Raw genomic sequence first — 21,343 nt, 5'->3', positions numbered from 1 at the left:
GGGGGATATTCGTATGGCCAAGACGCCACGTTTTCGCGCTGCTGCATTGAGCCTGACGGTCGGGCTTTTGCTGAGCGGCGCTGCATTTGCACAATCGGTTCCGGCGGAAACGCCGTCGTCTGGGTTTACCGGCGATCAATATGTCGACAGTCAGGGCTGCGTCTTCGTGCGCGTGGGCTTTGGGGCGACAACGCAATGGGTGCCGCGCGTCGGACGCGACCGGCAGCCGGTCTGCGGGTTCCAACCCACGGGCGGAGGCGATGTCGCGGTGCAAGATCCGTTCTCCAACGACAGTGTCGTGGTCATCGGCGAGACGCCCGCGACGCCCGCACCGGTGCCGCAAGCGCCATCGCGCGTGGTGGCCTCTGCGCCCGCACCGGCCACCGCAGCGCAGGGGCGCGCAACAGCCCCGGCGACGGCGGTTGCCCATGCGGCCAGCCCCACCTGCGGTCATCATCCGGTGTCGGCGCAGCCCTATTTCAACGGGGCGGAGGCGGTCTGTGGCGCGAATGCGGTGCATCCGGGCCACGGCCAATCGGTTGGATCGGGAACCTTGCTGGTACCGGCCACAAGTGATCCGGCCACAGGCGTGCCGCGCACCTTTGTGATGAACCGGCCACCGGCGGGCTACCGCTTTGCGTGGGAGGACGATCGGTTGAACCCCTATCGCGGGATCGGCACGGCAGAGGGCGAGCAGCAGATGCGCATGGTGTGGACCGATACGGTGCCACGGCGTCTGGTCGCGGTGCCGCTTGGGTCGCGTCAGATCCTGTTGCGGCAGTAACCGCGCGTCCGTGAGCTTCCGGCCGCAAGCGCCGGATTTCAGGTGATATGATCCGCCCTCGGCCCATTGGTCGGGGGCGGATGCGTTTAGCTGGTGCAGATTTCCTGAAGGCTGACCCAATCGCCATCTGTCAGGACCGGTTCGGTCGTTTGGCCCCGCAGGGGATCGGCCTCGATCAGGCCCAGAACAGATTCCCCCGAGACATCCTGCGCGAAGGCATAGGGTTGCGAGGAGATGCCGACCTCGGCGAAATGATCAAGCAACACGCTCTCATCGGCGCGCATCGTGTCATGGGACAGAAGCGTCGCGGCATGGGCATGGATCGGCTCGGCGGCGATATCACCGGTGGTCAGAAGCCGGAAGGTCGCGCCGATGCCCGCGTGGCGCAAGAGCGCCTCGACCGGGTCGGTGGCCTCGGACCGGGTGCGCTCGGCCAGAAGGTAGCCCGCGAAGACCTCGGGCGTCTCGTAATCCTCCGCCAGCGCGGCGGAGGCCACGACAATATCGCCGGGCAGGGTGAGCGTATCGGGGATGGTGGCGGGAAAGACGACGATGCGGGGCGGATTATCGGGGCCGTAGGTGCGGCTGGCCAAGCGGACCAGGGCGGTGCGCCCGCTGCTTGCGCCGCAGGGACGGCCGGCAATGTTGGAGATCTCGGCCAGAAGCTGATGCCCGATGTCGAGCCGCTTGGCGGGCGGCAGAAGCGACACGGTCTGCCGGATCATCGCATCGGGCAGCCACAGGGCGGCGGCCAGCACGCCGACCAGGATCGCGCCGCCCGCAAGGTAGAGACGCAGGCGCCCGGGGTGCGGGCGGGTCCGGGCGATGGCCGCACAGATGCGTTCGATGGCCGCGATCATCTCGGGGTCGGACAGCTCAAGCTCTTCCTCGCTGTCGGGGGCGGGGGCGTAGAGCGCGGGGCGCTTGCCGGGATTGCGGCGTTCAACGGCGGGCAGGGACCAGTGGCCGATGGCCTCGCCGGAGGGCGATGACATCACAAGGGACACATCGCCGAGCGCGACGATCACCTCGCGGCGTTGATCCTCGGCGTGTTCGCGCCAGAGGCCAATGGCCTCAAGCCGCCGGTATTCCTGGAGCGCTGTCATAGCCTGTTTTGCGGTGCCCGGGTTTGTCGCGCGCCGTTCGCACGCTTGTTATGGCGCGAGAGTAGCACGAGACACGCGCGTGCGACAACGCGCACGGGGCCCGTTCGGGGGCTAAAGCGCGGCGGCGCGTTTGCGAAGCTCGAACTTCTGGATCTTGCCGGTGGAGGTTTTGGGCAGCTCTTCGAAAACCACGCGCTTGGGCGTCTCGAACCCGGCGAGTTGCGTGCGGGCGAAGGCGATGATCGCATCGGCGTCGCCGGTGGCCCCCTCTTTCAACTCGACATAGGCGCAGGGCACTTCGCCCCATTTGTCGTCGGGTTTGGCCACAACCGCGCAGAGCGAGACGTCGGGATGGGCCATCAGCACGCCCTCGACCTTCACGGAAGAGACGTTTTCGCCGCCGGAAATGATGATGTCCTTGGCGCGGTCGGCGATCTGGATGTAGCTGTCGGGATGTTGCACGGCGATGTCGCCGGTGTGAAAATAGCCGCCCGCGAAGGCCTCGGCGGTGGCGGCCGGATTCTTGTAATAGCCCTTCATCGTGGAATTGCCGCGCATCATGATCTCGCCCTGCTCGGTCGCGTCTCGGGCCACGGGGGTCATGGTGGCGGGGTCCATCACGGCGATGTCGTCCATGTTGGGAAGTGGCACGCCCTGCCGCGCCTTGATCGTGGCGCGGTCATCGGGGGCGAGGGCGTTCCAATCGTCGTCCTGCCAGAGGCATTCGGTGGCGTGGCCGTAGGTTTCGGTCAGGCCATAGACCTGCGTGACGTTGAAGCCCATGGTTTCGATCGCGGCCAGCGTGGCGGCGGCGGGGGGCGCACCGGCGGTGAAGACCTCAACGGTGTGATCGAAGGCGCGGCGGTCATCGGGTTTGGCGTTGACGATCATGTTGAGCACAATCGGCGCGCCGCCCATATGGGTCACGCCGCGATCGGCGATGGCATCGTAGATCGCACGCGCGGTGATCTCGCGGCAGCACACAAGCGTGCCGCCGACCGCGGGCATGGTCCAGGTGTGGCACCAATTGTTGCAATGGAAGAGCGGCACGATGGTCAGGAGCGTGGGGTAGAGGGTCATGCGCCAGGCAATCGGCGTGCCCATGGTGATCAGGTAGGCGCCGCGATGGTGGTAGACGACGCCCTTGGGCCGCCCGGTTGTGCCGGAGGTGTAGTTGAGCGCCAGGCTTTCCCATTCATCCTCGGGCATGTGCCAGGGGGCGGTCGGATCGCCCTCGGCCAGAAGCTCTTCGTAGGTGGTGAAGCGGCCCGTGGCGGCGTGGCCGGCATCGGGGTCGGGGCATTCGATGATCGTGGGCCGCGGCCCCTCCATGGCAGCGACGGCGGCTTCGACCAGCGGCAGGAATTGCGTGTCGGCCAGGATCAGCTTGGCCTCGCCATGGTCGAAGATATAGGCGACGGTGCCGGTATCGAGGCGGATGTTTATCGCGTTCAGCACGGCCCCCGCGGCGGGCACGCCGAAATGCGCCTCGACATGGGGGTAGGTGTTGGGCAGGACGGTGGCGACGACGTCACCGGGGGCGATGCCGCGCGCGACAAGCGCGGAAGCCAGGCGCGAGACGCGGCCGTGGTATTCGCCATAAGTGGCCTGATGCGTGCCATCGACAACGGCGGTGCGCTGCGGGAACACCCGGGCGGCGCGTGCGAGGTGGCTGAGCGGGGTCAGCGGCACGTAATTGGCCGCCGTTCTGTCGAGCCCGGTTTCGTCTTTCATCCAACCCATGGTCCACCCTTTCCGGTACGCTTCGCCCAACGTTCGGCACCTTAGCTTGGCTATCGGTCCGGTGGCACCCAAAAAGAACGTCACGTCACATCGCCGATTCCGACCGCGGAACACAGTGTTTCCTAACCGAGCCTTTGTTATGCCGCATCTGCCCGGTATCACCGGTCAAGATTGAGTAAACTTGTACGAGAGAGACCCGTCATGAAAACCACCCTAGCGGCCCTTTTTAGCTTTGCGTTGTCGGCTGGTATTGCCAGCGCAGCAACGATCACCGTCGAAGCGTTCGACGGCAACTCTTATGGAAATGGCTTCGGCACCGGTGCGTTTGTCGGCGAGAACTTCGAAGCGGCCGGAACGGCGCAGGGCGAAGGCGAAGTTGGCCTGAACTTCTCCACCTCCGTCGGCGTGTTCAACACGGCCGGTGGCACGGGCTCGGGCGGGACGGTTACGCAATTGCCCGGCAACACGGGTCAGTTCCTTGCGCTGCGCGATGGCAACGTGTTCGGCCGCACCGATCAGGTGGGCGGCACCTACTTCCTCGACAGCAACGACACGCTCGGCATCAATTGGTTCGCCTCGACCGGATCGATGTTCAACACGGTGATGTTCGTGCTGACCGACCATGGTGAATTCTCGGAGTTGACGGTGAACGCGGGGGGCGCATCGGAAGCGATCTCGGGCCTGCGCGGGTCGACCTCGCAACTGGTGACGATTGTCTACGATACGCCGCAGAGCTCGGCCCTGATCACGCTGGATCAGGCGCGCAACGACGGCTTCTCCATCGACGGCGCACAGGTTGGCCTTGCGCCGGTTCCGCTTCCGGCCTCCGGCCTGCTCCTGCTGGCCGGTATCGGTGGGATCGCCGTGGCGCGTCGCCGGGGCCGCGCGAAAGCGTAATCCGGTCTGCAGATCGAAGTTATTGGAAGGGGCCTTAGGGCCCCTTTTCTTTTCTGCGGCTGGCGCGTGGCCCGGATCGCTACGATCACTTCTTCGAGTTATCCACAGAAAGCCTTTGCGCAAGTCGTCCGCGATACTGTAGCGGTATAGACAAAATATACAAAAATATGAGGCAAGCATGCAGTATATACGCGTTTTCGCGGCTTGTGCCGTGTTGATGACCCCCGTTGCCGCACAGGCACAGGGAAGCGATTGGACCGGGCTTTATGCCGGGGCGCAGTTGGATTTCGCCGATGTCGAGCTGGAGGTGCCGGGCGGTGGTACGACGACCGCCGATGGTGACGGCCTGATGTACGGGCTCAGCGGCGGGTATCGCCAGGACCTTGGGCAGGTTGTACTGGGCGCGGCGGCGTCACTGTCGTTCGGCAATTTCGATACGCCGCCAGTGGGCGGTGGCGGCGGCGATGCGTCGTTTGGGTCGCTGGCGACGGTCGGGGTCGAGGTCGGCTATGATCTGGGTGAATTCCTGGTCTATGGCGAATTGGGCCACACCTGGGCGACGCGCTCGGATGCGGGCGACCGACGTAGATATGAGGGCGGCGTCCAATACGGGATCGGGGCGGACTACATGCTGAATGAACAGATCATGATCGGCGGTGGTATCTCGCGCATTGATCTGGATGATTTCGGCGGCAGTGACGTGACCGTGACGACCTTTGGCGCTCGGGCTGCGTTCCGGTTCTGAGCCCCGCGTTCAGATTGCAAAAAGGGCGCCGGTTGGGCGCCCTTTTTCATTGCGCGATAGGGGATTAGGCGGCTTTCGCGTCGGTCCCGCTGCCGAAGCGGCCATAGAAGCTTTGGCCCTTGTCGGCCATCTCCCGCAGGAGCGGCGGACAAGCGAAGCGGTCGCCATAATCCGCCGTCAGTTGATCGCACCGCTCGGCGGCATAAGCCGTCCCGAGAATGTCGAGCCAGCCGAAGGGGCCACCGGACCACGGCGCGAAGCCCCAGCCCAGAATGGCACCGACGTCGCCTTCGCGGATGTCCATCAGCACGCCCGCCTCCAGCGCGCGGACGGCCTCCAACACCTGCGCGAAGAGCAGGCGATGCTGCACTTCGATCAGCTCGGGCTGTGTATCACTTTGGGGATAACGTGTGGACAACCCATCCCAGAGGCCGGTGCGCTTGCCCTTGTCGTCATAGGCGTAGAACCCGGCGGCGGCCTTGCGGCCCAGACGGCCCTCGTCTTCCATCCAGAAGATCAGCTCGTCGGTGGTGTCATCATACTCCGGATCGCCCGCCTTGGTGGCGCGCGCGATCTTGGCACCGAGGTCGATGGAGGTTTCATCGGTCAGTTGCAGCGGGCCCAGGGGCATGCCCACAAGCTTCGCCGCATTCTCGATCAATGCGGGCGTGACCCCTTCTTGCACCATCCGCACGCCTTCGTTGACGTAAGGCAGGATGCAGCGGTTGGCGTAGAAGAAGCGCTCGTCATTGACGACGATGGGCGTCTTGCGGATCTGCCGGACGAAATCGAGCGCCTTGGCAACGGCGATATCGCCGGTTTGCTTGCCCTTGATGATCTCGACCAGCAGCATCTTGTCGACGGGCGAGAAGAAGTGGATGCCGATGAATTGATCCGGCCGGCTTGAGGCCTTGGAGAGCATGGTGATCGGCAGGGTGGAGGTGTTGGTGGCGAAGATGCCGTCGGCGTTCATCACGGCCTCGGCCTTGGCGGTGACTTCAGCCTTGACCTTGGGGTCCTCGAACACGGCCTCCACGATCAGGTCGCAGCCCTTCAGCGCGTCGTAATCGGTGGTGGCGGTGATGCGGTCCAGGACCTGGGTTTTCTTCTCGTCGGTGACCTTGCCGCGCTTCATGCCCTTGTCGAGCAGGCCTTCGGAATAGGCTTTGCCCTTGTCGGCGCTCTCTTGCGCCGCGTCGATCAGGACCACGTCGATCCCGGCATTGGCGGAGACATAGGCGATGCCCGCACCCATCATGCCCGCGCCCAGGATGCCGACCTTTTTGACGGTCTGATCAGCGACATCGGGGCGGTTCGCGCCCTTTTCCAGCGCTTCCTTGTTGAGGAAGAGCGACCGGATCATCGCCGAGGACGAGGGGTTCAGCAGAACCTGGGTGAAATAGCGCGCCTCGATCTTGAGCGCGGTGTCGAAATCGACCAGCGCGCCTTCGTAGATCGCGCTGAGCAGGGCCTTGGCAGCCGGATAGACGCCCTTGGTCTTGCCGTGGATCATCGCCGAAGCACCCACGAAGGTCATGAAGCCCGCGGGGTGATACGGCGCGCCGCCGGGCATCTTGTAACCCTTGGCATCCCAGGGTTTGACGATATCTGCGGGCGCGGCGTTCAGAACCCAGTCCTTGGCCTTGGCGAGCAGCTCTTCAGCAGGGACAACGTCGTCGATCAGCGAGGCGGATTTGGCCTTCTTCGGATCCAGCATGCGCCCTTCAAGCAGGACGGGAGCGGCGGCCATGGCGCCGACCATACGGGAATAGCGCGTGGTGCCGCCGGCGCCGGGGAAGAGGCCCACGAGGATCTCGGGCAGGCCGATCTTGGCCTTGGGATTGTCGGCCATCACGCGATGGTGGCAGGCCAGCGCGATCTCGGTGCCGATGCCCGCGCAGGTGCCGGGCAGCGCACAGGCGATGGGTTTGCCGCCCTTGTTGGTTTTCGGCTCCATGCCCGCGCGTTCGATTTTGCGCAGGATGCGGTGGCCGTTCATGATGAAATCGAACAGGCCCTGGGCCGGGTTGTCGCCGCTTTCCTCGCGGATCGAGGCCAGTACGTTAAGGTCCATGCCGCCGGCGAAATCCTTCTTGCCGGACGTGATCACGATGCCTTTGACGGCGTCGTCGGCCAGCGCCTGGTCAATCAGGGCCTCGCAGGTCGCAAAAGCCTCGCGGTTGAGGACATTCATCGACTTGCCCGGCACATTCCAAGTGATAACGGCCACGCCATCATCATGCACTTGCATCGTAAAATCGGTCATCTTGTCTTCATCCTCTTTTCGATGTCTCTGAGGGTCGGCAAGGTTTCACTCACGATGAAATCGTTCAGCGCGAATTGCTTGTTCGACAGGGAATTTGTCACGGAGCTGCACAGCCAGCGTCCGCCTTTGAGGGTTAGAACCATGCGGCTGCGCACGGGGCCGAACAGGATCTCGTTGTCGCGCTCCATGGTGGTGTCGTGGTATCCGACGATACGGTCCGCCGCGACGAACTCGGCGAATTTCACCCGCCGCACGAAACGCTTGGCCTTCAACGCATCCATCTTGGTGCAGAGGCTGGCGAAGAATCGCCGTTCCTCATCGGCACCGACGATATGATCGGCATCGTCAAAATGCGCCTCATGGGGCTCTGCGAAATAGGAACACCAGGCGTCGACATCGCGGGTATGGACGGTCTCGCTGAGAGCATCCACAAAGGCCGCGTAGAGCGGTTCGGCGCGCGCCTGACTGGCGCGGATGTCGCTCATCGGTTGTTCCCATTGCTCGGCCATCGCCCCCGGCAAGCTGCGCAGCAGGGCAACCGGCGTGCGGGTGCCGGAGAGTTCGTGCTCGGCCTCTGTGACGCGCCATTCGCCGCCGGTCCGGCGCAGGATCATCCGATTGCGGTAGGATGGCACGACCTCGATCGCGTCGCGCAATACATGGGTCGAATGCCAGCCTTCGATCAGGTCCTCGCGCACGTAGCGGGCCTTTTTGACCAGACGGATGTAGTGCGTCACGCCATTGCCTTGCAGCGACTCGATCACGTTCATGGTGTCGGTGCGTAATGCGTCGACCGTTTCGAAGATGGTTTCGCCACCGATTGTGGCCATGCGGAACGGCAGGCCGATCATCTCACAAAACGCGTCTGCCTTGCCCTCCATCAGGCAGGCGGACCCGCGGTCTAACCAATCCTGGTAGACCGCCGAGGGGTCCGGCATCTTGTTGCCTGCGGGGTCCATCGGCATCGACGCTGGCCCCGGTCAGACGCGCTCGAGGATCGTGGCCGATCCCATGCCTGCGGCGACGCAAAGTGTGGCGAGGCCGGTTTCCTTGTCGGCGCGCTCCATCTCATCGAGCAGCGTGCCGAGGATCATCGCACCCGTCGCCCCCAGTGGGTGGCCCATCGCGATGGCACCGCCGTTGACGTTGACCTTTCCATGATCCACGTCGAAGGCCTGCAGGAAGCGCAGGACCACGGACGCGAAGGCTTCGTTGACCTCGAACAGGTCGATGTCGCCGATCGCCATCCCGGTTTCGGACAGGATCTTTTCGGTCACGGGGACGGGGCCGGTGAGGTTGATCGTGGGATCGGTGCCGATCTTGGCATTGGCGCGGATCCGGGCGCGGGGTTTGAGGCCCCATTTCTCGCCGAAGTCCTTGTTACCGATCAGAACCGCGGCGGCGCCGTCCACGATGCCGGAGCTGTTGCCCGCATGGTGGATGTGGTTGATCGCTTCGAGATGCGGGTATTTCATCAGGGCCACGGCGTCGAAACCGGGCATGATTTCTCCCATCTCCTTGAAGGCGGGTTTGAGCGCGCCGAGCGATTGCATGTCGGTCTGCGGGCGCATGTATTCATCGCGATCGAGGATGGTGAGGCCGTTCTGATCGTGCACGGGGATGACGGATTTGTCAAAGCGGTTCTCGGCCCAGGCGGCGGCGGCGCGGCGTTGGCTTTCGACGGCGAATTCATCGGCCTCATCGCGGTTGAAGCCGTATTCGGTTGCGATGATATCGGCGGAAATGCCTTGCGGGACGAAATAGCTGTCCATGGCAAGCTGCGGATCAACGGCCATCGCGGCCCCGTCCGAGCCCATCGCGACGCGGCCCATCATCTCGACCCCACCTGCGATGTAGCCGTCTCCTGCGCCGCCCTTGACCTGATTGGCGGCGAGGTTCACGGCCTCTAGCCCCGAGGCGCAGAAGCGGTTGATGGCGAGCCCCGGGATGCTTTCGTCGAGATCGGAGGCCAGCACGGCGGCGCGCGCGAGACAGCCGCCCTGTTCCATGACCTGCGTGACGTTGCCCCAGATCACGTCCTCGACCGCGTGGCCTTCGAGGTTGTTGCGCTCTTTCAATGTGTTCAGCGTGAAGGCCGACAAACGGGCAGCGGTGACCTCATGCAATGCGCCGTCCTTGCGGCCCTTGCCACGGGGGGTGCGGATCGCGTCGTAGATATAGGCGTCGGTCATCGGGTGTCTCCATCGTGCGAGAACTGCGCCGAGCGCAGCGGTCGTCTTAGACATGTGCGTATCAAATGGCGCGGCGCAAGCGCCAGAAGCCTTTACGACGTAACGTTTTTGTGGCTGGTTTCAGCCGCAGGACGGCGCGCAGTCACAGCTCCCGCACCCATCGCAGGATGGCACGGAACACTCCATGCCGCCAAGATCGCATCCATTCGCGTCCGGATTGCCGGAGGGCACCTTATCGGGCAGGGGGGCTGGTTGTGCCTCCGGGCCTGCCGAGGAGGCGCAAAATGCGGGCAGGGCAAGGGCCGGAAGGCATCCGGTCGCACCGCAGTCGCAGGCGTCAGATGCAGCCGTCCAACCGCCGTCTTTCTTGCGTTTGCCACGGCGCGATCCGCGGTATGGGCGCCCATCTTCGCCGCTGCCATCCTCAGGGTTGCGCTGTGCATGCACGGCGCAATTGGCGCGCAAGGTGTGCGAGGCCTCACGGCAGGCCCGGAAGCGGGCCCGGACAAGCGGCAGCGCCGACCAAAGCCCATGATCGCGGATTGCGAATTTGGCGAAACCCGAACACCCCGTCCCGCCATGCAGAACGGAATGCGCACACCGCCAGCCTTTGCGCGGCGAGATGTAGCGTTGGTAACCCCAGATGGCCCCGAGAGCGATTTGACTGACCATGGATGCCGCCCGTTTGTTCGGTGTCTTGGCTTTGACGGGGGATAGTCCGCGTTTCCGTTGAAACTGTGACGCGGGGCGGGATTAAGAAGTCCCGAACGCGCGTTGCATCAGGTCGTAAGGGTGTTTCCAGCCCGGCGTTTCGCTGATGCGGGTCAGCCAGGCGTCGATGGCGGGATAGGTGGTGCGCGAAAACGTGAAGGGCTCGTCGTAAAACAGATAGCCCGCGCAGGAGATGTCGGCGCAGGTCAGCGTATCCCCGGCCAGCCAGTCGCGGTTGGTCAATTCGCCCTCCAATACGCCGAGCGCGGCCTTCAGGCGGCCCGAAAGGAACCCGTTCACATCGGGATTGCGTTTGTCCTCGGGCAGGAAATTCATCATGAACCGCAGCGGTCCGGCGACGCCCGAGATCTTCTGGTTGTCGAATATGGTCCAGCGCAGGATCTCCAGCGGATCCGCATCGCCGAGCGCTCCGGTCGTGTCCATGACCCATTTCTGGATCACGCCCGATTGGGTCAGGAGGGTCCCGTCCGCGTCCAGCACCGGCACCTCGCCCATCGGGTTGATGGCCAGAAACTCTGGACTGCGGGCCGCGCCCTTGAAGAAATCGACAAAGCGCGGTGTCCAGTCGACCCCGGCCAATTCAAGCGCCAGCGCGGCCTTGTAGGCGTTGCCGGATTCCCCGAAGCAATAAAGCGTGTTGGTCATGATCCCTCTCTGTGCCCGGTTCGGGCCTTAAGGTTCTTACTGCGCCGGTCGTGGGTTTCACACCCAAAAACCGGTGATGCGTTTTTTCTGAAAAGATGAAGGCGCAGGTAATGATTTGTTAAGGTTAACGCGCGATTGTGGGGATGTGGCATTGGTGGAAACGCCGGTGGCTGCAATAGGTGAAGACGTCGTGTCGACCCGTGCATCGCTTCGTTGGACCCCGGAGCTTCAGTCGGGCCGATGCGACGTCCCCTTCCTTGCCTCCCGTTTCATTTGGTGTTCGGCGTCGCTCTTGCGGTGACGCGCCGCTGATTGTTCCGGCGGCGCCGGGTGTTACCGTTTGCGGGCGTCGATCTCGGAATTGAACAGGCGCAGGCGCGCGATGAATTTCTCTTCGTTTATCACGCTGCCCCAATGCTCGAAGAGGAAGCTGAGGAATTCGCCCTCATCCAGTCCCGTTTCTTTCGCAAGGCCGCGCAATTTGCGAAAGCCATCCTCGGACATGGCGATGTTCGGTCGGCGGGTCAGGCGCAGGCGTTTGGGCATCAGTCGAGAACCTCCATGGAGCCGTCAGGGAAGCTGACGTTGGTGAATTCCGGGTAGGCCTGGCGCAAGATGTCTGTCTGTTGTGCGCTGTCAACGCGGATCAGGTACCAGGTTCCGGCCTCGTTGAGCATCAGGGTTGTTGTCCGCGACCGGACGCTGTCCGACCCGGGCGGCGTCATGACGGTTTGGGTCGGCACAAGCGCGTAGGTCAAACCGGTCGAAGTCTCGCCCCAGGTCGCCGAGCGCAGATCCATCCCGAAGCTTTCCAGCGTCATCTGTGACATCATCGCCGTCATCTGCGTTTCCATTTGCGCCGTCAGGATGTCGGCCGAAATACCCGCTTGCGCCGCGATGGTTTCCAGAATGCGCGGGGGCATTGCGGTCAGAAGCGCGGAATACTCACCCGCCGAAAACGCCGCCTCGAATTGCTCGATCGCGCCGCGCGCTTCGGCAAGCTCGGCCTCGGTCTGTGCGATTGTCGGCGCGGCGAGCGCGACGGCGGCCACGGTGGCAAGGGCGAACAATCGGCTGTGGATGGGATATGGCACGGGGCGGAAGCGTCGGAGCATCGTTGATCCTTTGGGATGAGACTGCCGCCGATCATGGCCAGAATTCCGCCGACGACAAGGGCGGTGCGGCCCCGGACGTGCGGTTCATGGCCGGATACGCCCGCCGCACTGCGCAAGAATGCAGTTGGCAAAAGGCCCGCGAACGGAAACGGGCCGACCAGAAAGCTGGCCGGCCCGTTTGCAACGACATGGCGCCGGGGCGGGATCAGAAGTTGGCGGCGTCCAGCGCCATCACGGGGTCTGCCCCGGTCTGGATCCGCGCCAGATGCGTGGCCGTCATCGGCAGCGAGCGCTGCATGTAGAACCGGCCCGTGGCGAGCTTCGTGTTGTGGAAATCGGGATCGGTCGTGCCATTGGCCAGCGCCTCAAGCGAGGCCTTGGCCATCATCGACCACATCAGGCCAAGCGAGACGTGGCCGAAGAGGTGCATGAAATCGTAGCTGCCCGAGAGCGCGTTATTGGGGTTCTTCATGCCTTCCTGCATGAAATACATGCCCGCGGCCTGAAGATCCTTGGAGGCGCGCTTCAGGGGCTCAACGAACGCCTCCATCCCCTCGACATCGGCGTTGTCCTTGCAGAAGCCCTTGACCAGATCGAAGAAGGCCATGACGTGTTTGCCGCCGTCCTGCCCGAGCTTGCGGCCCACCAGGTCGAGCGCCTGGACGCCGTTCGCGCCCTCGTAGATCATCGCAATCCGGGCGTCGCGGGTGAATTGCGACATGCCCCATTCCTCGATGTAGCCGTGCCCGCCGTAGATCTGCTGCGCCTGGACGGTCATGTCGTAGCCCTTGTCCGTCAGGAAGCCCTTGATGACCGGCGTGAGCAGCGACACCAGCCCGTCGGCATCGGCATCTTCGGAGCGATGCGCGCGGTCGATCAGGGTCGAGCCCCACAGAAGGAAGGCGCGCGCGGCCTCGGTGAAGCTTTTCTGCTCCATCAGGTTGCGGCGGATGTCGGGATGCACGATCAGCGGATCGGCGGGCCCATCGGGGTTCTTGACGCCGGTGACATCGCGGCCCTGCAGGCGGTCCTTGGCGTAGTCGAGCGCATTCTGGAACGCCGCCTCGGCCTGAGCGACACCTTGCATGCCGACACCCAGGCGCGCCTCGTTCATCATGGTGAACATCGCGCGCATGCCTTTGTGCGCCTCACCGATCAGGAAACCCGTGGCCCCGTCGTAATTCATCACGCAGGTCGAATTGCCGTGGATGCCCATCTTTTCTTCGATCTTGCCACAGGCGACCGCGTTGCGGGCCCCAAGCGAGCCGTCGTCATTGACCATGAACTTCGGCACGATGAAGAGCGACACACCTTTGATGCCCTCGGGCGCGCCGGTGATTTTGGCGAGCACGAGGTGGATGATGTTGTCGGCCATGTCATGCTCACCGGCTGAGATGAAGATCTTCTGGCCGGTGATTTTATAGCTGCCATCGTCCTGCGGTTCGGCCTTGGTGCGCATCAGACCGAGGTCGGTGCCGCAATGCGGCTCGGTCAGGTTCATCGTGCCGGTCCATTCGCAGGACACCATCTTGGGCAGGTAGGTGTCTTTCTGCGCGTCGGTCCCGTGCACGAGGATCGCAGAGGCCGCACCGTGGGTCAGGCCGTGATACATCGTGAAGGCCTGGTTGGCGGAGGAGAACATTTCTCCGGTGGCGGTGTTCATCACATAAGGCAGGCCCATGCCGCCGTAATCCTCGGGCATGTCGATGCCGGGCCAGCCGCCGTCGCGCATCTGGTCAAAGGCGTCCTTGAAACCCGTGGGCGTGTAGACGATGCCGTTTTCCATCCGGCACCCTTCGGTGTCGCCGACCACGTTGAGTGGCGCAAGCACTTCCGAGCTGATCTTGCCGGCTTCGCCCAGGATCGCCGTTGTGAAGTCGCGATCGAGATCGCCATAGCCGGGGATGTCGCTGGCTTCGATCTTGAGCACGTCGTGCAGGATGAACTGCATATCCTTGGTGGGGGCGGTGTAGCTCGGCATGTTTATATCCTCCCTGAGGGTGGTGTTGGGTCGTGGTCAGGCGGCGGGTTTGTTGCTGGTGAGCATGTCGCCAACCAACAGCATCTGATTGCGCAATTCGTCGATCGCCTCATCAAGCTCGGCGCGGCGGCGTTCCATATCCGACAACCGCTCTTTCGCGATGGCCAGCGTCTGGCTGAGTTGTGTGCGCTGACTGTCGTCGACGGTGTAAAGGTCCAGTAGCTGGCGGATTTCCTCGAGGCTGAAGCCAAAACGCTTGCCGCGCAGGATCAGCTTCAGACGCGCCCTGTCCCGGCGGGTGAATAGGCGGCGTTGCCCGTCGCGAAGAGGGAACAAAAGCTCCTTCGATTCATAAAAGCGCAAGGTCCGAGGGGTCACGTCGAATGCATCACACATCTGTCGGATCGTCATGGTTTGCTGGGTCATGGTCAGGCTTCCCCGTACAAAAACATCCGTGTTGTCTGCCCCACTTGCGAGTCGATACCCATTTCTACAAGCATCGATGACGTTTACGTAAATGGGACGTTGCGTCATTTTCCGGCTGACGAAAGGTCAGTCAAAATGACGTAAGGTCAGGGGTAATTTTCGAAGCCCACGAAACGCGTTGACAAGGGTCACCCGGCGATCACCCGGCGGCGGTTGCGTCGCGCAGGGCCTTCAACTCGGCGATGATCTCGTCCAGTTCGACGCGCCGCTTGGCCAATTCGTCCAATTGCCGGTCGGCATAGTCGAGCCAGATTTCCTTCTGGGCCTCCCAGCCTTCGCCTTTGTCGTAGATTTCAAGCCATTGCCGGATTTCTTCAAGGCTGAAGCCGAACCGCCGCCCGCGCAGGATCAGGGTCATCCGCGCCACTTCGCGCGGCCCATAGAACCGAGCGCGGCCCTCGCGTTCGGGGGACAGCAATTCGATGTATTCGTAATGGCGCAACGTGCGCGGGGTCACCTCGAACTTTGCACACATCGCTTTGAAATCAAGGCGGTCGTCGGGCATCGCTTTTTATCTCTTGTCTTCCCCTGGGACGCAGTATGACCCGCGCGGCGATTTTTGTTAAGTCACTTCCCTCTTGCACCCGCCCCGCGACACCGCATGATCCAGGGACAAATGAGGGGCATGTCATGCGCACGACGTCACAGACCACCGCATCCGGCAAGGGGGCGATTGCACGGCAATTCATCGAGGCGCTGCCGTTTTCCAAGGCGTTGCAGATGCGGCTGGATGAGTTTGGCGATGGCCTTGCGGTGATTTCGATGCCCTATGATACGCGCCTTGTGGGCGATCCGCGCACCAATGTGATCCATGGCGGGGCTGTCTCGGCCCTGATGGATACGTGTGGTGGGGCGGCTGTGATGGGGCACCCGGATGCCGTTTTGCCGACCGCAACCATCGACCTTCGTATTGATTACATGCGCCCGGCCACGCCCGGTGACCGGATCACGGCGCGTGCGCATTGCTACCATGTCACGCGCTCGGTGGCGTTTGTGCGGGCCGAAGCGTTTGACGCCGACGACACGCGCCCGGTTGCGGCGGCAACCGGAGCCTTCACCGTCACGCGCAACGAGGTGGCCCCATGAGACAAGCCCCCGAACCCGTCCATGTCATCAAGGAGCGGCGCGACAAGGCGCTGGCCGCTTTGGTTGAAGGCGTGCCCTATATCCGCACCCTCGGGGTCAGTTTCGACCGGCGCGGCGATGAGCTGACCGCGGTCTTGAACTATGATGAAAAGTTGATCGGCAACCCGATGTTGCCCGCCCTGCACGGCGGCGCAACGGCGTCTTTTCTGGAAGTCTGCGCCATCATGGAATTGTCGTTCCACCTGCTGTGGGATGAGGTGGAAAGCGGTCGGTTGGATGCCGACAGCCTGACGCCAGACACGTTGCCGCGGCTGCCCAAGACGATTGATTTCACCGTGGATTATTTGCGTTCGGGCCTGCCGCGCGATGCCTATGCGCGAGCGCGGGTGAACCGGTCCGGGCGGCGCTATGCAAGCGTGCATGTCGAAGCGTGGCAGGACAATCGCGAGCGCCTGTTTGCGCAGGCGACGGGGCATTTCCTGATGCCGGAACGCCCGTAGCGCCATGGATGTGCCAGCCGACGCCAGCACGCCGCACACTTCGCCGCCGAAACCCTTGACCCACAAGCGGGTACTCAAGATCGCGGGCCCGATCGTGTTGTCCAACGCGACGGTGCCGCTTTTGGGGATCGTCGATGTGGGTGTCGTGGGGCAGTTGGGCGAGGCCGCGCCGATTGGTGCGGTGGGCATTGGCGCGATCATATTGACCAGTGTGTTCTGGATCTTCGGATTCCTGCGGATGGGCACGGTGGGCCTTGTAGGGCAGGCCGAGGGCGCGGGGGACATGGCGGAGGTCTCGGCGATCCTGACGCGTGCGCTGATGATCGCGGGGGCGGGGGGTATATTGCTGATTGCGCTTTATCCGGTGATCGTGTGGGCGGCGTTTTCGTGGGAGCCGACGAGTGCGGAGGTCGAGGCGCTGGCGCGGGACTATCTGTTCATTCGCATCTGGGCCGCGCCATTTGCGATCTCGGTTTATGCGCTGACGGGCTGGCTGATCGCGCAGGAGCGGACGGGGGCGGTGTTCTGGATTCAGCTCTTGATGAATGGATTGAACATCAGCCTGAATTTCCTGTTCGTGCTCGGATTTGGCTGGGGCGTTGCGGGTGTGGCTTTGTCGACCGCCATCGCCGAGGTGGTGGGCGCGGGGCTGGCGCTTTGGTTTTGCCGCGACGCGTTTGCGCGGGCGGATTGGCGCGATTGGGGCCGGGTGTTCGAGCGGGCGCGGATGGTGAAGATGGCGCTGCTGAACGTGGATATCCTGATCCGGTCGGCGTTGTTGATGGCGATTTTCACCTCGTTCACGTTTCTGGGTGCGCAATTCGGCGACGTGACGCTGGCCGCGAATGAGGTGCTGATCCAGTTCATGTACCTGACGGCCTATGCGATGGATGGCTTTGCCTTTGCCGCGGAGACCTTGATCGCGCGGGCCTATGGGCGTGGCGATCCGGGGCGGGTGCGGCGCTCGGCGGTGCTGACCTCGATCTGGGGTCTGGGGATATCTTTGGCCTTCGCATTGCTGTTCTGGACGTTGGGGCCGGTGCTGATCGACGTGCTGGCCAAGGATCCGGAGGTACAGGCGGCGGGGCGGATCTACCTGCCATGGATGATCGCGGCGCCGCTGGTGGGGTGCGCGGCGTGGATGTTGGACGGGATTTTCATCGGCGCGGCGCGGGGACGGGACATGCGCAACATGATGATCATCAGCGCGGGCGTTTACCTGGTGGCGGTGCTGACGCTGATCCCGGCGTTTGGAAACCACGGGGTCTGGATGGCGCTGCTGATCAGTTTTGCGGCGCGCGGGGTGACGTTGGGGGCGAAATATCCGGGGTTGGAGCGTGGGGCGGCGTGATCTTTTTTTTTGAGTATTTTTGAAACAAGGAAGCGGCGGTCCGACCTGGGGTTGCAAGGTTGCAACCAGGGGGCAGGGCGCTGAAAAGGAACGAAAAACGCGATTTTGTTTACGTTTCTTTAACCTGACTTCGGCGCGTGTTCAGTCGCTGAGAAGCCCCAGCACGCGTTCGGGCGGGCGTCCGATCACGGCACGTGTGCCCGCCAGCAGAACCGGGCGTTCGATCAGGATCGGATGTGTGGCCATCGCCACGATCAGGGCCGGGTCGTCGACGTCCTTGAGGCCCAGATCGCGGTACATCTTTTCGCCGGTGCGCATCATGTCGCGCGGCGTGCAGCCGAGGCTGGCCAGCAGGGCGGTGATCTCGTCCTCGGACGGCGGCTGCGTCAGGTAGAGGCGCACGGCGGGGGCGTGGCCCGAATCTTCGAGAAGCGCGAGCGCCTGCCGCGATTTCGAGCAGCGCGGGTTGTGCCAGAGGGTCAGGTCCATTCCGATACTCCGGTGCCGGTGGCGTCGGACACATGCGCATGCCCGTCGCGTTCGAGAAGGGTGTCGAGGCCTTTGGCGATATCCGTCACGAGGCTGAGCCCGCCATAGACAAGGCCGGTGTAAAGCTGCACCGCAGACGCGCCCGCCCGGATCTTGGCATAGGCCTGCTCTGGCGAGGCGACACCGCCGACGCCGATCAGCGGGATCGTGCCGCGTGTCAGCGCGTGGAGTTGCGCGAGCACGCGGGTGGATTTCTCGAACAGAGGCTGCCCGGAGAGGCCGCCCTTTTCGCCGCCATGGGCGCTGTGCAGGCCATTGCGATCGAGGGTCGTGTTGGTGGCGATGATCGCGGAGATGGAGCCGGGGGCGTCGAGAATGACCTCGACGATATCCTCGATGTCCTGCGCCGTCAGATCGGGCGCGATCTTGAGGAAGAGGGCGGCGGGGTCTTCGGCGGTCCGTCGTACGGCATCGACGCGTTTGATGATCTCGGCCAAGGCCGCCTTGCCCTGCAGGTCGCGCAGTTTTTCGGTGTTGGGCGAAGAGACGTTGATCGTGGCAAAATCGATATGGGGCGCGCAGCGGCGGTAGACGGCGGCGAAATCCTCCAGCCGGTCGGCGCTGTCCTTGTTGGCGCCAAGATTGAGGCCGATGGGGATTTCGCGCGGGGTGGCGGCGAGCCGGTCTGCGATGGCGTCCATCCCGTCGTTGTTGAAGCCGAAGCGGTTGATCGCGGCGCGATCCTCGGTCAGGCGAAACAGACGCGGGCGCGGGTTGCCGGGCTGTGGACGGGGGGTGGCGGCGCCGACCTCGATGAACCCGAAGCCCGCGCGTTGCAGGGCCTTCGCGGCTTCGGCGTTCTTGTCGAAGCCCGCGGCAAGGCCCACCGGGTTAGGCAGATCAAGGCCCGCGATCTGAGTTCTGAGGCGCGGTGTGGTGTAGGGGCCGGTCAGCGGCGTAAGCCCCATGCGCAGCGCGGTGAGCGCCAGGCCATGGGCGCGTTCGGGATCGACGGAGCGCAGAAGTTTGAGGCCAAGGCGTTCCAGCATGTCAGGGCATGTCCGGAAACACATGCGCGCCGTTTTCAAGCGGCAGCGGCGCGTGCCAGAGCACATCGGCGAGACGAAGCGGTCCGTAGAGGTGCGGAAATTTCTCGCCGCCCCGCGAGACCTCCCACTTCAGGGCCGGACCAAGGTCGTCGGCATTGAGGGCGGCGAGGATCAGGCCTTCGGCGCCCGCAAAATGGCGCGCGGCGGTCTCGCGGGCCTGCGTGCCGGTGGAGAAATGCACGAAGCCATCGGCCACATCGATGGGCGCGCCAGGGGTTTCGCCCCTGGCCTGAAGCTCGGCCCATTCGGCGGCGTGGAGAATTTTGTAGATCAGCATGCGGCGCGTTTCGCCCGCGGGTGGCGTGGCGTCAAGTGTCACGGTCGCGTGATGTGGGCGCTTTACTTGCATCGGACGCGAGGCCAAGCTGTCGGCAGTCCAACAAAAACCTGGGAGAAATTCAATGATTGCACGCATTCTGGGATCAACCGCGATTCTGGCGGGCCTGAGCCTTGCCGCGCCGGCAGCCGCTGATACGACGCTGCACCTGCTGCATATCAACGATCTGCACAGTCGCATTCAGCCGATCAACCGGTTCGACAGCACGTGTAGCGCCGAAGATGACGCGGCGGGCGAGTGTTTTGGTGGCGTGGCGCGGGTGGCCACGGCGGTCAACACGCTGCGCGATGAGTTGGAGGGCGCGGGTGAAAACGTGCTGGTGATGGATGCGGGCGACCAGTTTCAGGGCAGCCTCTTTTTCACCACCTACGAGGGCGATGCGGCCGCCGAAATGATGAACGCCATCGGGTTCGACGTGATGGCGTCGGGCAACCACGAGTGGAACAACGGCCCCGAGGGCTTTGCGCGGTTCCTGAGCCAGGTGGATTTCCCGGTGATTGCGGGCAACCTGGATGTGAGCGCGGAACCTGCGGTGGCCGATCTGCTGCTGGACCATGTGGTGCTGGATGTGGATGGCACGCAGGTGGGCGTGATCAGCGCGCTGGCCACCGATACGGTCGAAACTTCGTCGCCCGGCGAGAATGTGGTATTCGAGGACGAGATCACCGCATTGCAGGCCGATGTCGATGCGCTGACCGAGGCGGGTGTGGGGATCATCATCGCGCTCACGCATGTCGGCACGCCCGATGACATCCGCATCGCCGAGGCGGTGACGGGCATCGACGTGATCGTCGGTGGGCATTCGCACACGTTGTTCAGCGCGCGGGACCCCGATCGCGCCTATGCTTATCCGACGTGGATTTCGAACCCCGAGGGGACGATGGTGCCGATCGTTCAGGCCTATGCCTATTCGAAATACCTTGGCCATCTTGAGGTGTCCTTCGACGATGCGGGCGATGTGATCTTCGCGCAGGGCGACAGCATGCTTTTGGATGCGTCGGTGGAGCCCGATGCCGAGATCGCGGCGCGCGTAGCCGAGCTTGGCGGGCCCATCGAAGAGACGATGGCCGATGTGATCGGCGAGAGTGCCGAGATGATCGAGGGTGACCGGGCGGTGTGCCGCGCGATGGAATGCTCGATGGGCAACCTTGTGGCGGACGCGATGCTGGAGCGGGTGCGGGATCAGGGCGTCGATATTGCCATTCAGAACGGTGGCGGCCTGCGCGCTTCGATTGATGCGGGCGAGGTCACGATGGGGGAGATCTTCACCGTGCTGCCGTTCCAGAATGCGCTTGCGACGTTCGACCTGACCGGGGCCGATGTTGTGGCCGCGCTGGAGAACGGGGTGAGCGAGATCGAGGACGGCGCGGGGCGGTTCCCGCAGGTCTCGGGCATGTCCTACACCTTCGATCTGAGTGCGGAGCCGGGCAGCCGGATTTCCAACGTGATGGTCGCAGGCGAGCCGATTGACATGGAGGCGACCTATGGCGTGGTGTCCAACGACTTCATGCGCGGCGGTGGCGACGGTTATTCCGTCTTCGCCGAGAACGGCATGAACGCGTATGATTTCGGCCCCGGATTGGAGCAGGTCGTGGCCGATTACGTGGCCGCCAACAGCCCTTATCAGCCCTACACCGACGGGCGTATCACGCAGGCGGAATGATCCGGCCCTGGTCGTTTGTCAGTAAAATTGAACCGGTCCGGGGCCACCCCGGGCCGGTTTTCCATGCGCTGCGCGTGCTATGCATTGGGTGCAAGGCCGGTTTTGAAAAACACTTA

22 protein-coding genes are annotated in these 21,343 nt (G+C 63.6%); 7 read left to right on the top strand and 15 right to left on the bottom strand.

Annotated elements, in window-relative coordinates; all coding sequences use genetic code 11:
- Positions 1-13 precede the first annotated feature (13 nt).
- Entirely contained in the window at positions 14-784 is a 771-nt protein-coding gene (locus V8J83_RS07200; protein WP_339984923.1) for a hypothetical protein, read from the top strand.
- 86 nt (positions 785-870) lie between these two features.
- On the opposite strand, the gene V8J83_RS07195 is transcribed toward V8J83_RS07200, so the two are convergent.
- Positions 871-1,890: a hypothetical protein gene (locus tag V8J83_RS07195; RefSeq protein WP_339984921.1), complete on the bottom strand. Its 1,020-nt coding sequence runs from the start codon at positions 1,888-1,890 to the stop codon at positions 871-873.
- A gap of 111 nt (positions 1,891-2,001) precedes the next feature.
- Positions 2,002-3,633, bottom strand: a complete 1,632-nt coding sequence (locus tag V8J83_RS07190) for an AMP-binding protein (RefSeq protein ID WP_339984919.1) — start codon at positions 3,631-3,633, stop codon at positions 2,002-2,004.
- A gap of 201 nt (positions 3,634-3,834) precedes the next feature.
- Here V8J83_RS07190 and V8J83_RS07185 point away from each other — a divergent pair, with 201 nt between their 5' ends.
- The gene (locus V8J83_RS07185) at positions 3,835-4,530 is read left to right on the top strand and encodes a VPLPA-CTERM sorting domain-containing protein (RefSeq protein WP_339984917.1); all 696 of its coding nucleotides are present in this window, start codon (positions 3,835-3,837) and stop codon (positions 4,528-4,530) included.
- A gap of 178 nt (positions 4,531-4,708) precedes the next feature.
- On the top strand, positions 4,709-5,275 hold the full coding sequence (locus V8J83_RS07180) for an outer membrane beta-barrel protein (protein WP_339984915.1): 567 nt from the start codon (positions 4,709-4,711) through the stop codon (positions 5,273-5,275).
- A 64-nt stretch (positions 5,276-5,339) separates the two neighbouring features.
- On the opposite strand, the gene V8J83_RS07175 is transcribed toward V8J83_RS07180, so the two are convergent.
- The 10 genes from V8J83_RS07175 to V8J83_RS07130 all read right to left on the bottom strand — a co-directional run bounded on the left by V8J83_RS07175 (position 5,340) and on the right by V8J83_RS07130 (position 15,197).
- Positions 5,340-7,541 carry a 3-hydroxyacyl-CoA dehydrogenase NAD-binding domain-containing protein gene (locus V8J83_RS07175; RefSeq protein ID WP_339984913.1) on the bottom strand — a complete coding sequence of 734 codons (2,202 nt, stop codon included), beginning with the start codon at positions 7,539-7,541 and terminating at the stop codon, positions 5,340-5,342.
- Positions 7,538-8,506 (bottom strand): hypothetical protein, encoded by a 969-nt coding sequence (locus V8J83_RS07170; protein WP_339984911.1) that lies wholly within the window; start codon positions 8,504-8,506, stop codon positions 7,538-7,540. The genes V8J83_RS07175 and V8J83_RS07170 overlap by 4 nt, the downstream gene beginning before the upstream one ends.
- Positions 8,507-8,521: 15 nt before the next feature.
- On the bottom strand, positions 8,522-9,733 hold the full coding sequence (locus V8J83_RS07165; RefSeq protein WP_339984909.1) for an acetyl-CoA C-acetyltransferase: 1,212 nt from the start codon (positions 9,731-9,733) through the stop codon (positions 8,522-8,524).
- Between the two features lie 120 nt (positions 9,734-9,853).
- Entirely contained in the window at positions 9,854-10,405 is a 552-nt protein-coding gene (gene yidD, locus V8J83_RS07160; RefSeq protein ID WP_339984907.1) for a membrane protein insertion efficiency factor YidD, read from the bottom strand.
- Positions 10,406-10,486: 81 nt separating this feature from the next.
- Entirely contained in the window at positions 10,487-11,110 is a 624-nt protein-coding gene (locus V8J83_RS07155) for a glutathione S-transferase family protein (RefSeq protein ID WP_339984905.1), read from the bottom strand.
- A gap of 333 nt (positions 11,111-11,443) precedes the next feature.
- The gene (locus V8J83_RS07150) at positions 11,444-11,656 is read right to left on the bottom strand and encodes a hypothetical protein (RefSeq protein WP_339984903.1); all 213 of its coding nucleotides are present in this window, start codon (positions 11,654-11,656) and stop codon (positions 11,444-11,446) included.
- Positions 11,656-12,225 carry a hypothetical protein gene (locus V8J83_RS07145; RefSeq protein ID WP_339984901.1) on the bottom strand — a complete coding sequence of 190 codons (570 nt, stop codon included), beginning with the start codon at positions 12,223-12,225 and terminating at the stop codon, positions 11,656-11,658. Before V8J83_RS07145 ends, V8J83_RS07150 begins: the two co-directional genes overlap by 1 nt.
- A 205-nt stretch (positions 12,226-12,430) precedes the next feature.
- Positions 12,431-14,206 carry an acyl-CoA dehydrogenase C-terminal domain-containing protein gene (locus V8J83_RS07140; protein WP_339984899.1) on the bottom strand — a complete coding sequence of 592 codons (1,776 nt, stop codon included), beginning with the start codon at positions 14,204-14,206 and terminating at the stop codon, positions 12,431-12,433.
- Between the two features lie 36 nt (positions 14,207-14,242).
- Complete coding sequence (locus tag V8J83_RS07135) at positions 14,243-14,632, bottom strand: MerR family transcriptional regulator (protein ID WP_339984897.1); 390 nt, start codon at positions 14,630-14,632, stop codon at positions 14,243-14,245.
- Between the two features lie 199 nt (positions 14,633-14,831).
- Entirely contained in the window at positions 14,832-15,197 is a 366-nt protein-coding gene (locus tag V8J83_RS07130) for a MerR family transcriptional regulator (RefSeq protein ID WP_339984895.1), read from the bottom strand.
- A 125-nt stretch (positions 15,198-15,322) separates the two neighbouring features.
- Between V8J83_RS07130 and V8J83_RS07125 the strand changes: the two genes are divergently transcribed.
- The 3 genes from V8J83_RS07125 to V8J83_RS07115 are packed head-to-tail and all read left to right on the top strand — an operon-like array spanning position 15,323 to position 17,629.
- Positions 15,323-15,778 carry a PaaI family thioesterase gene (locus V8J83_RS07125; protein ID WP_339984893.1) on the top strand — a complete coding sequence of 152 codons (456 nt, stop codon included), beginning with the start codon at positions 15,323-15,325 and terminating at the stop codon, positions 15,776-15,778.
- Positions 15,775-16,278, top strand: coding sequence for a PaaI family thioesterase (locus tag V8J83_RS07120; protein ID WP_339984891.1), 504 nt, complete (start codon positions 15,775-15,777; stop codon positions 16,276-16,278). Before V8J83_RS07125 ends, V8J83_RS07120 begins: the two co-directional genes overlap by 4 nt.
- A gap of 4 nt (positions 16,279-16,282) precedes the next feature.
- Positions 16,283-17,629 carry an MATE family efflux transporter gene (locus tag V8J83_RS07115; protein ID WP_339984889.1) on the top strand — a complete coding sequence of 449 codons (1,347 nt, stop codon included), beginning with the start codon at positions 16,283-16,285 and terminating at the stop codon, positions 17,627-17,629.
- A 141-nt stretch (positions 17,630-17,770) separates the two neighbouring features.
- Here V8J83_RS07115 and arsC read toward each other — a convergent pair whose 3' ends face one another.
- The 3 genes from arsC to V8J83_RS07100 are packed head-to-tail and all read right to left on the bottom strand — an operon-like array spanning position 17,771 to position 19,504.
- The gene (gene arsC / locus V8J83_RS07110) at positions 17,771-18,118 is read right to left on the bottom strand and encodes an arsenate reductase (glutaredoxin) (RefSeq protein WP_339984887.1); all 348 of its coding nucleotides are present in this window, start codon (positions 18,116-18,118) and stop codon (positions 17,771-17,773) included.
- Positions 18,109-19,167: a quinone-dependent dihydroorotate dehydrogenase gene (locus V8J83_RS07105; RefSeq protein WP_339984886.1), complete on the bottom strand. Its 1,059-nt coding sequence runs from the start codon at positions 19,165-19,167 to the stop codon at positions 18,109-18,111. The genes arsC and V8J83_RS07105 overlap by 10 nt, the downstream gene beginning before the upstream one ends.
- A 1-nt stretch (position 19,168) precedes the next feature.
- Positions 19,169-19,504 (bottom strand): DUF952 domain-containing protein, encoded by a 336-nt coding sequence (locus V8J83_RS07100; RefSeq protein WP_339984884.1) that lies wholly within the window; start codon positions 19,502-19,504, stop codon positions 19,169-19,171.
- A gap of 124 nt (positions 19,505-19,628) precedes the next feature.
- On the opposite strand from V8J83_RS07100, the gene V8J83_RS07095 reads away from it, so the two are divergent.
- Complete coding sequence (locus V8J83_RS07095; protein WP_339984882.1) at positions 19,629-21,227, top strand: bifunctional metallophosphatase/5'-nucleotidase; 1,599 nt, start codon at positions 19,629-19,631, stop codon at positions 21,225-21,227.
- Positions 21,228-21,343 lie beyond the last annotated feature (116 nt).

This window comes from Gymnodinialimonas ulvae, assembly GCF_037543845.1.
In the GTDB taxonomy this organism is placed as follows: Bacteria; Pseudomonadota; Alphaproteobacteria; order Rhodobacterales; family Rhodobacteraceae; genus Gymnodinialimonas; species Gymnodinialimonas ulvae.
Note: the sequence above shows the minus strand (reverse complement) of the source record. Positions and strands in the feature narration are given on the sequence as shown.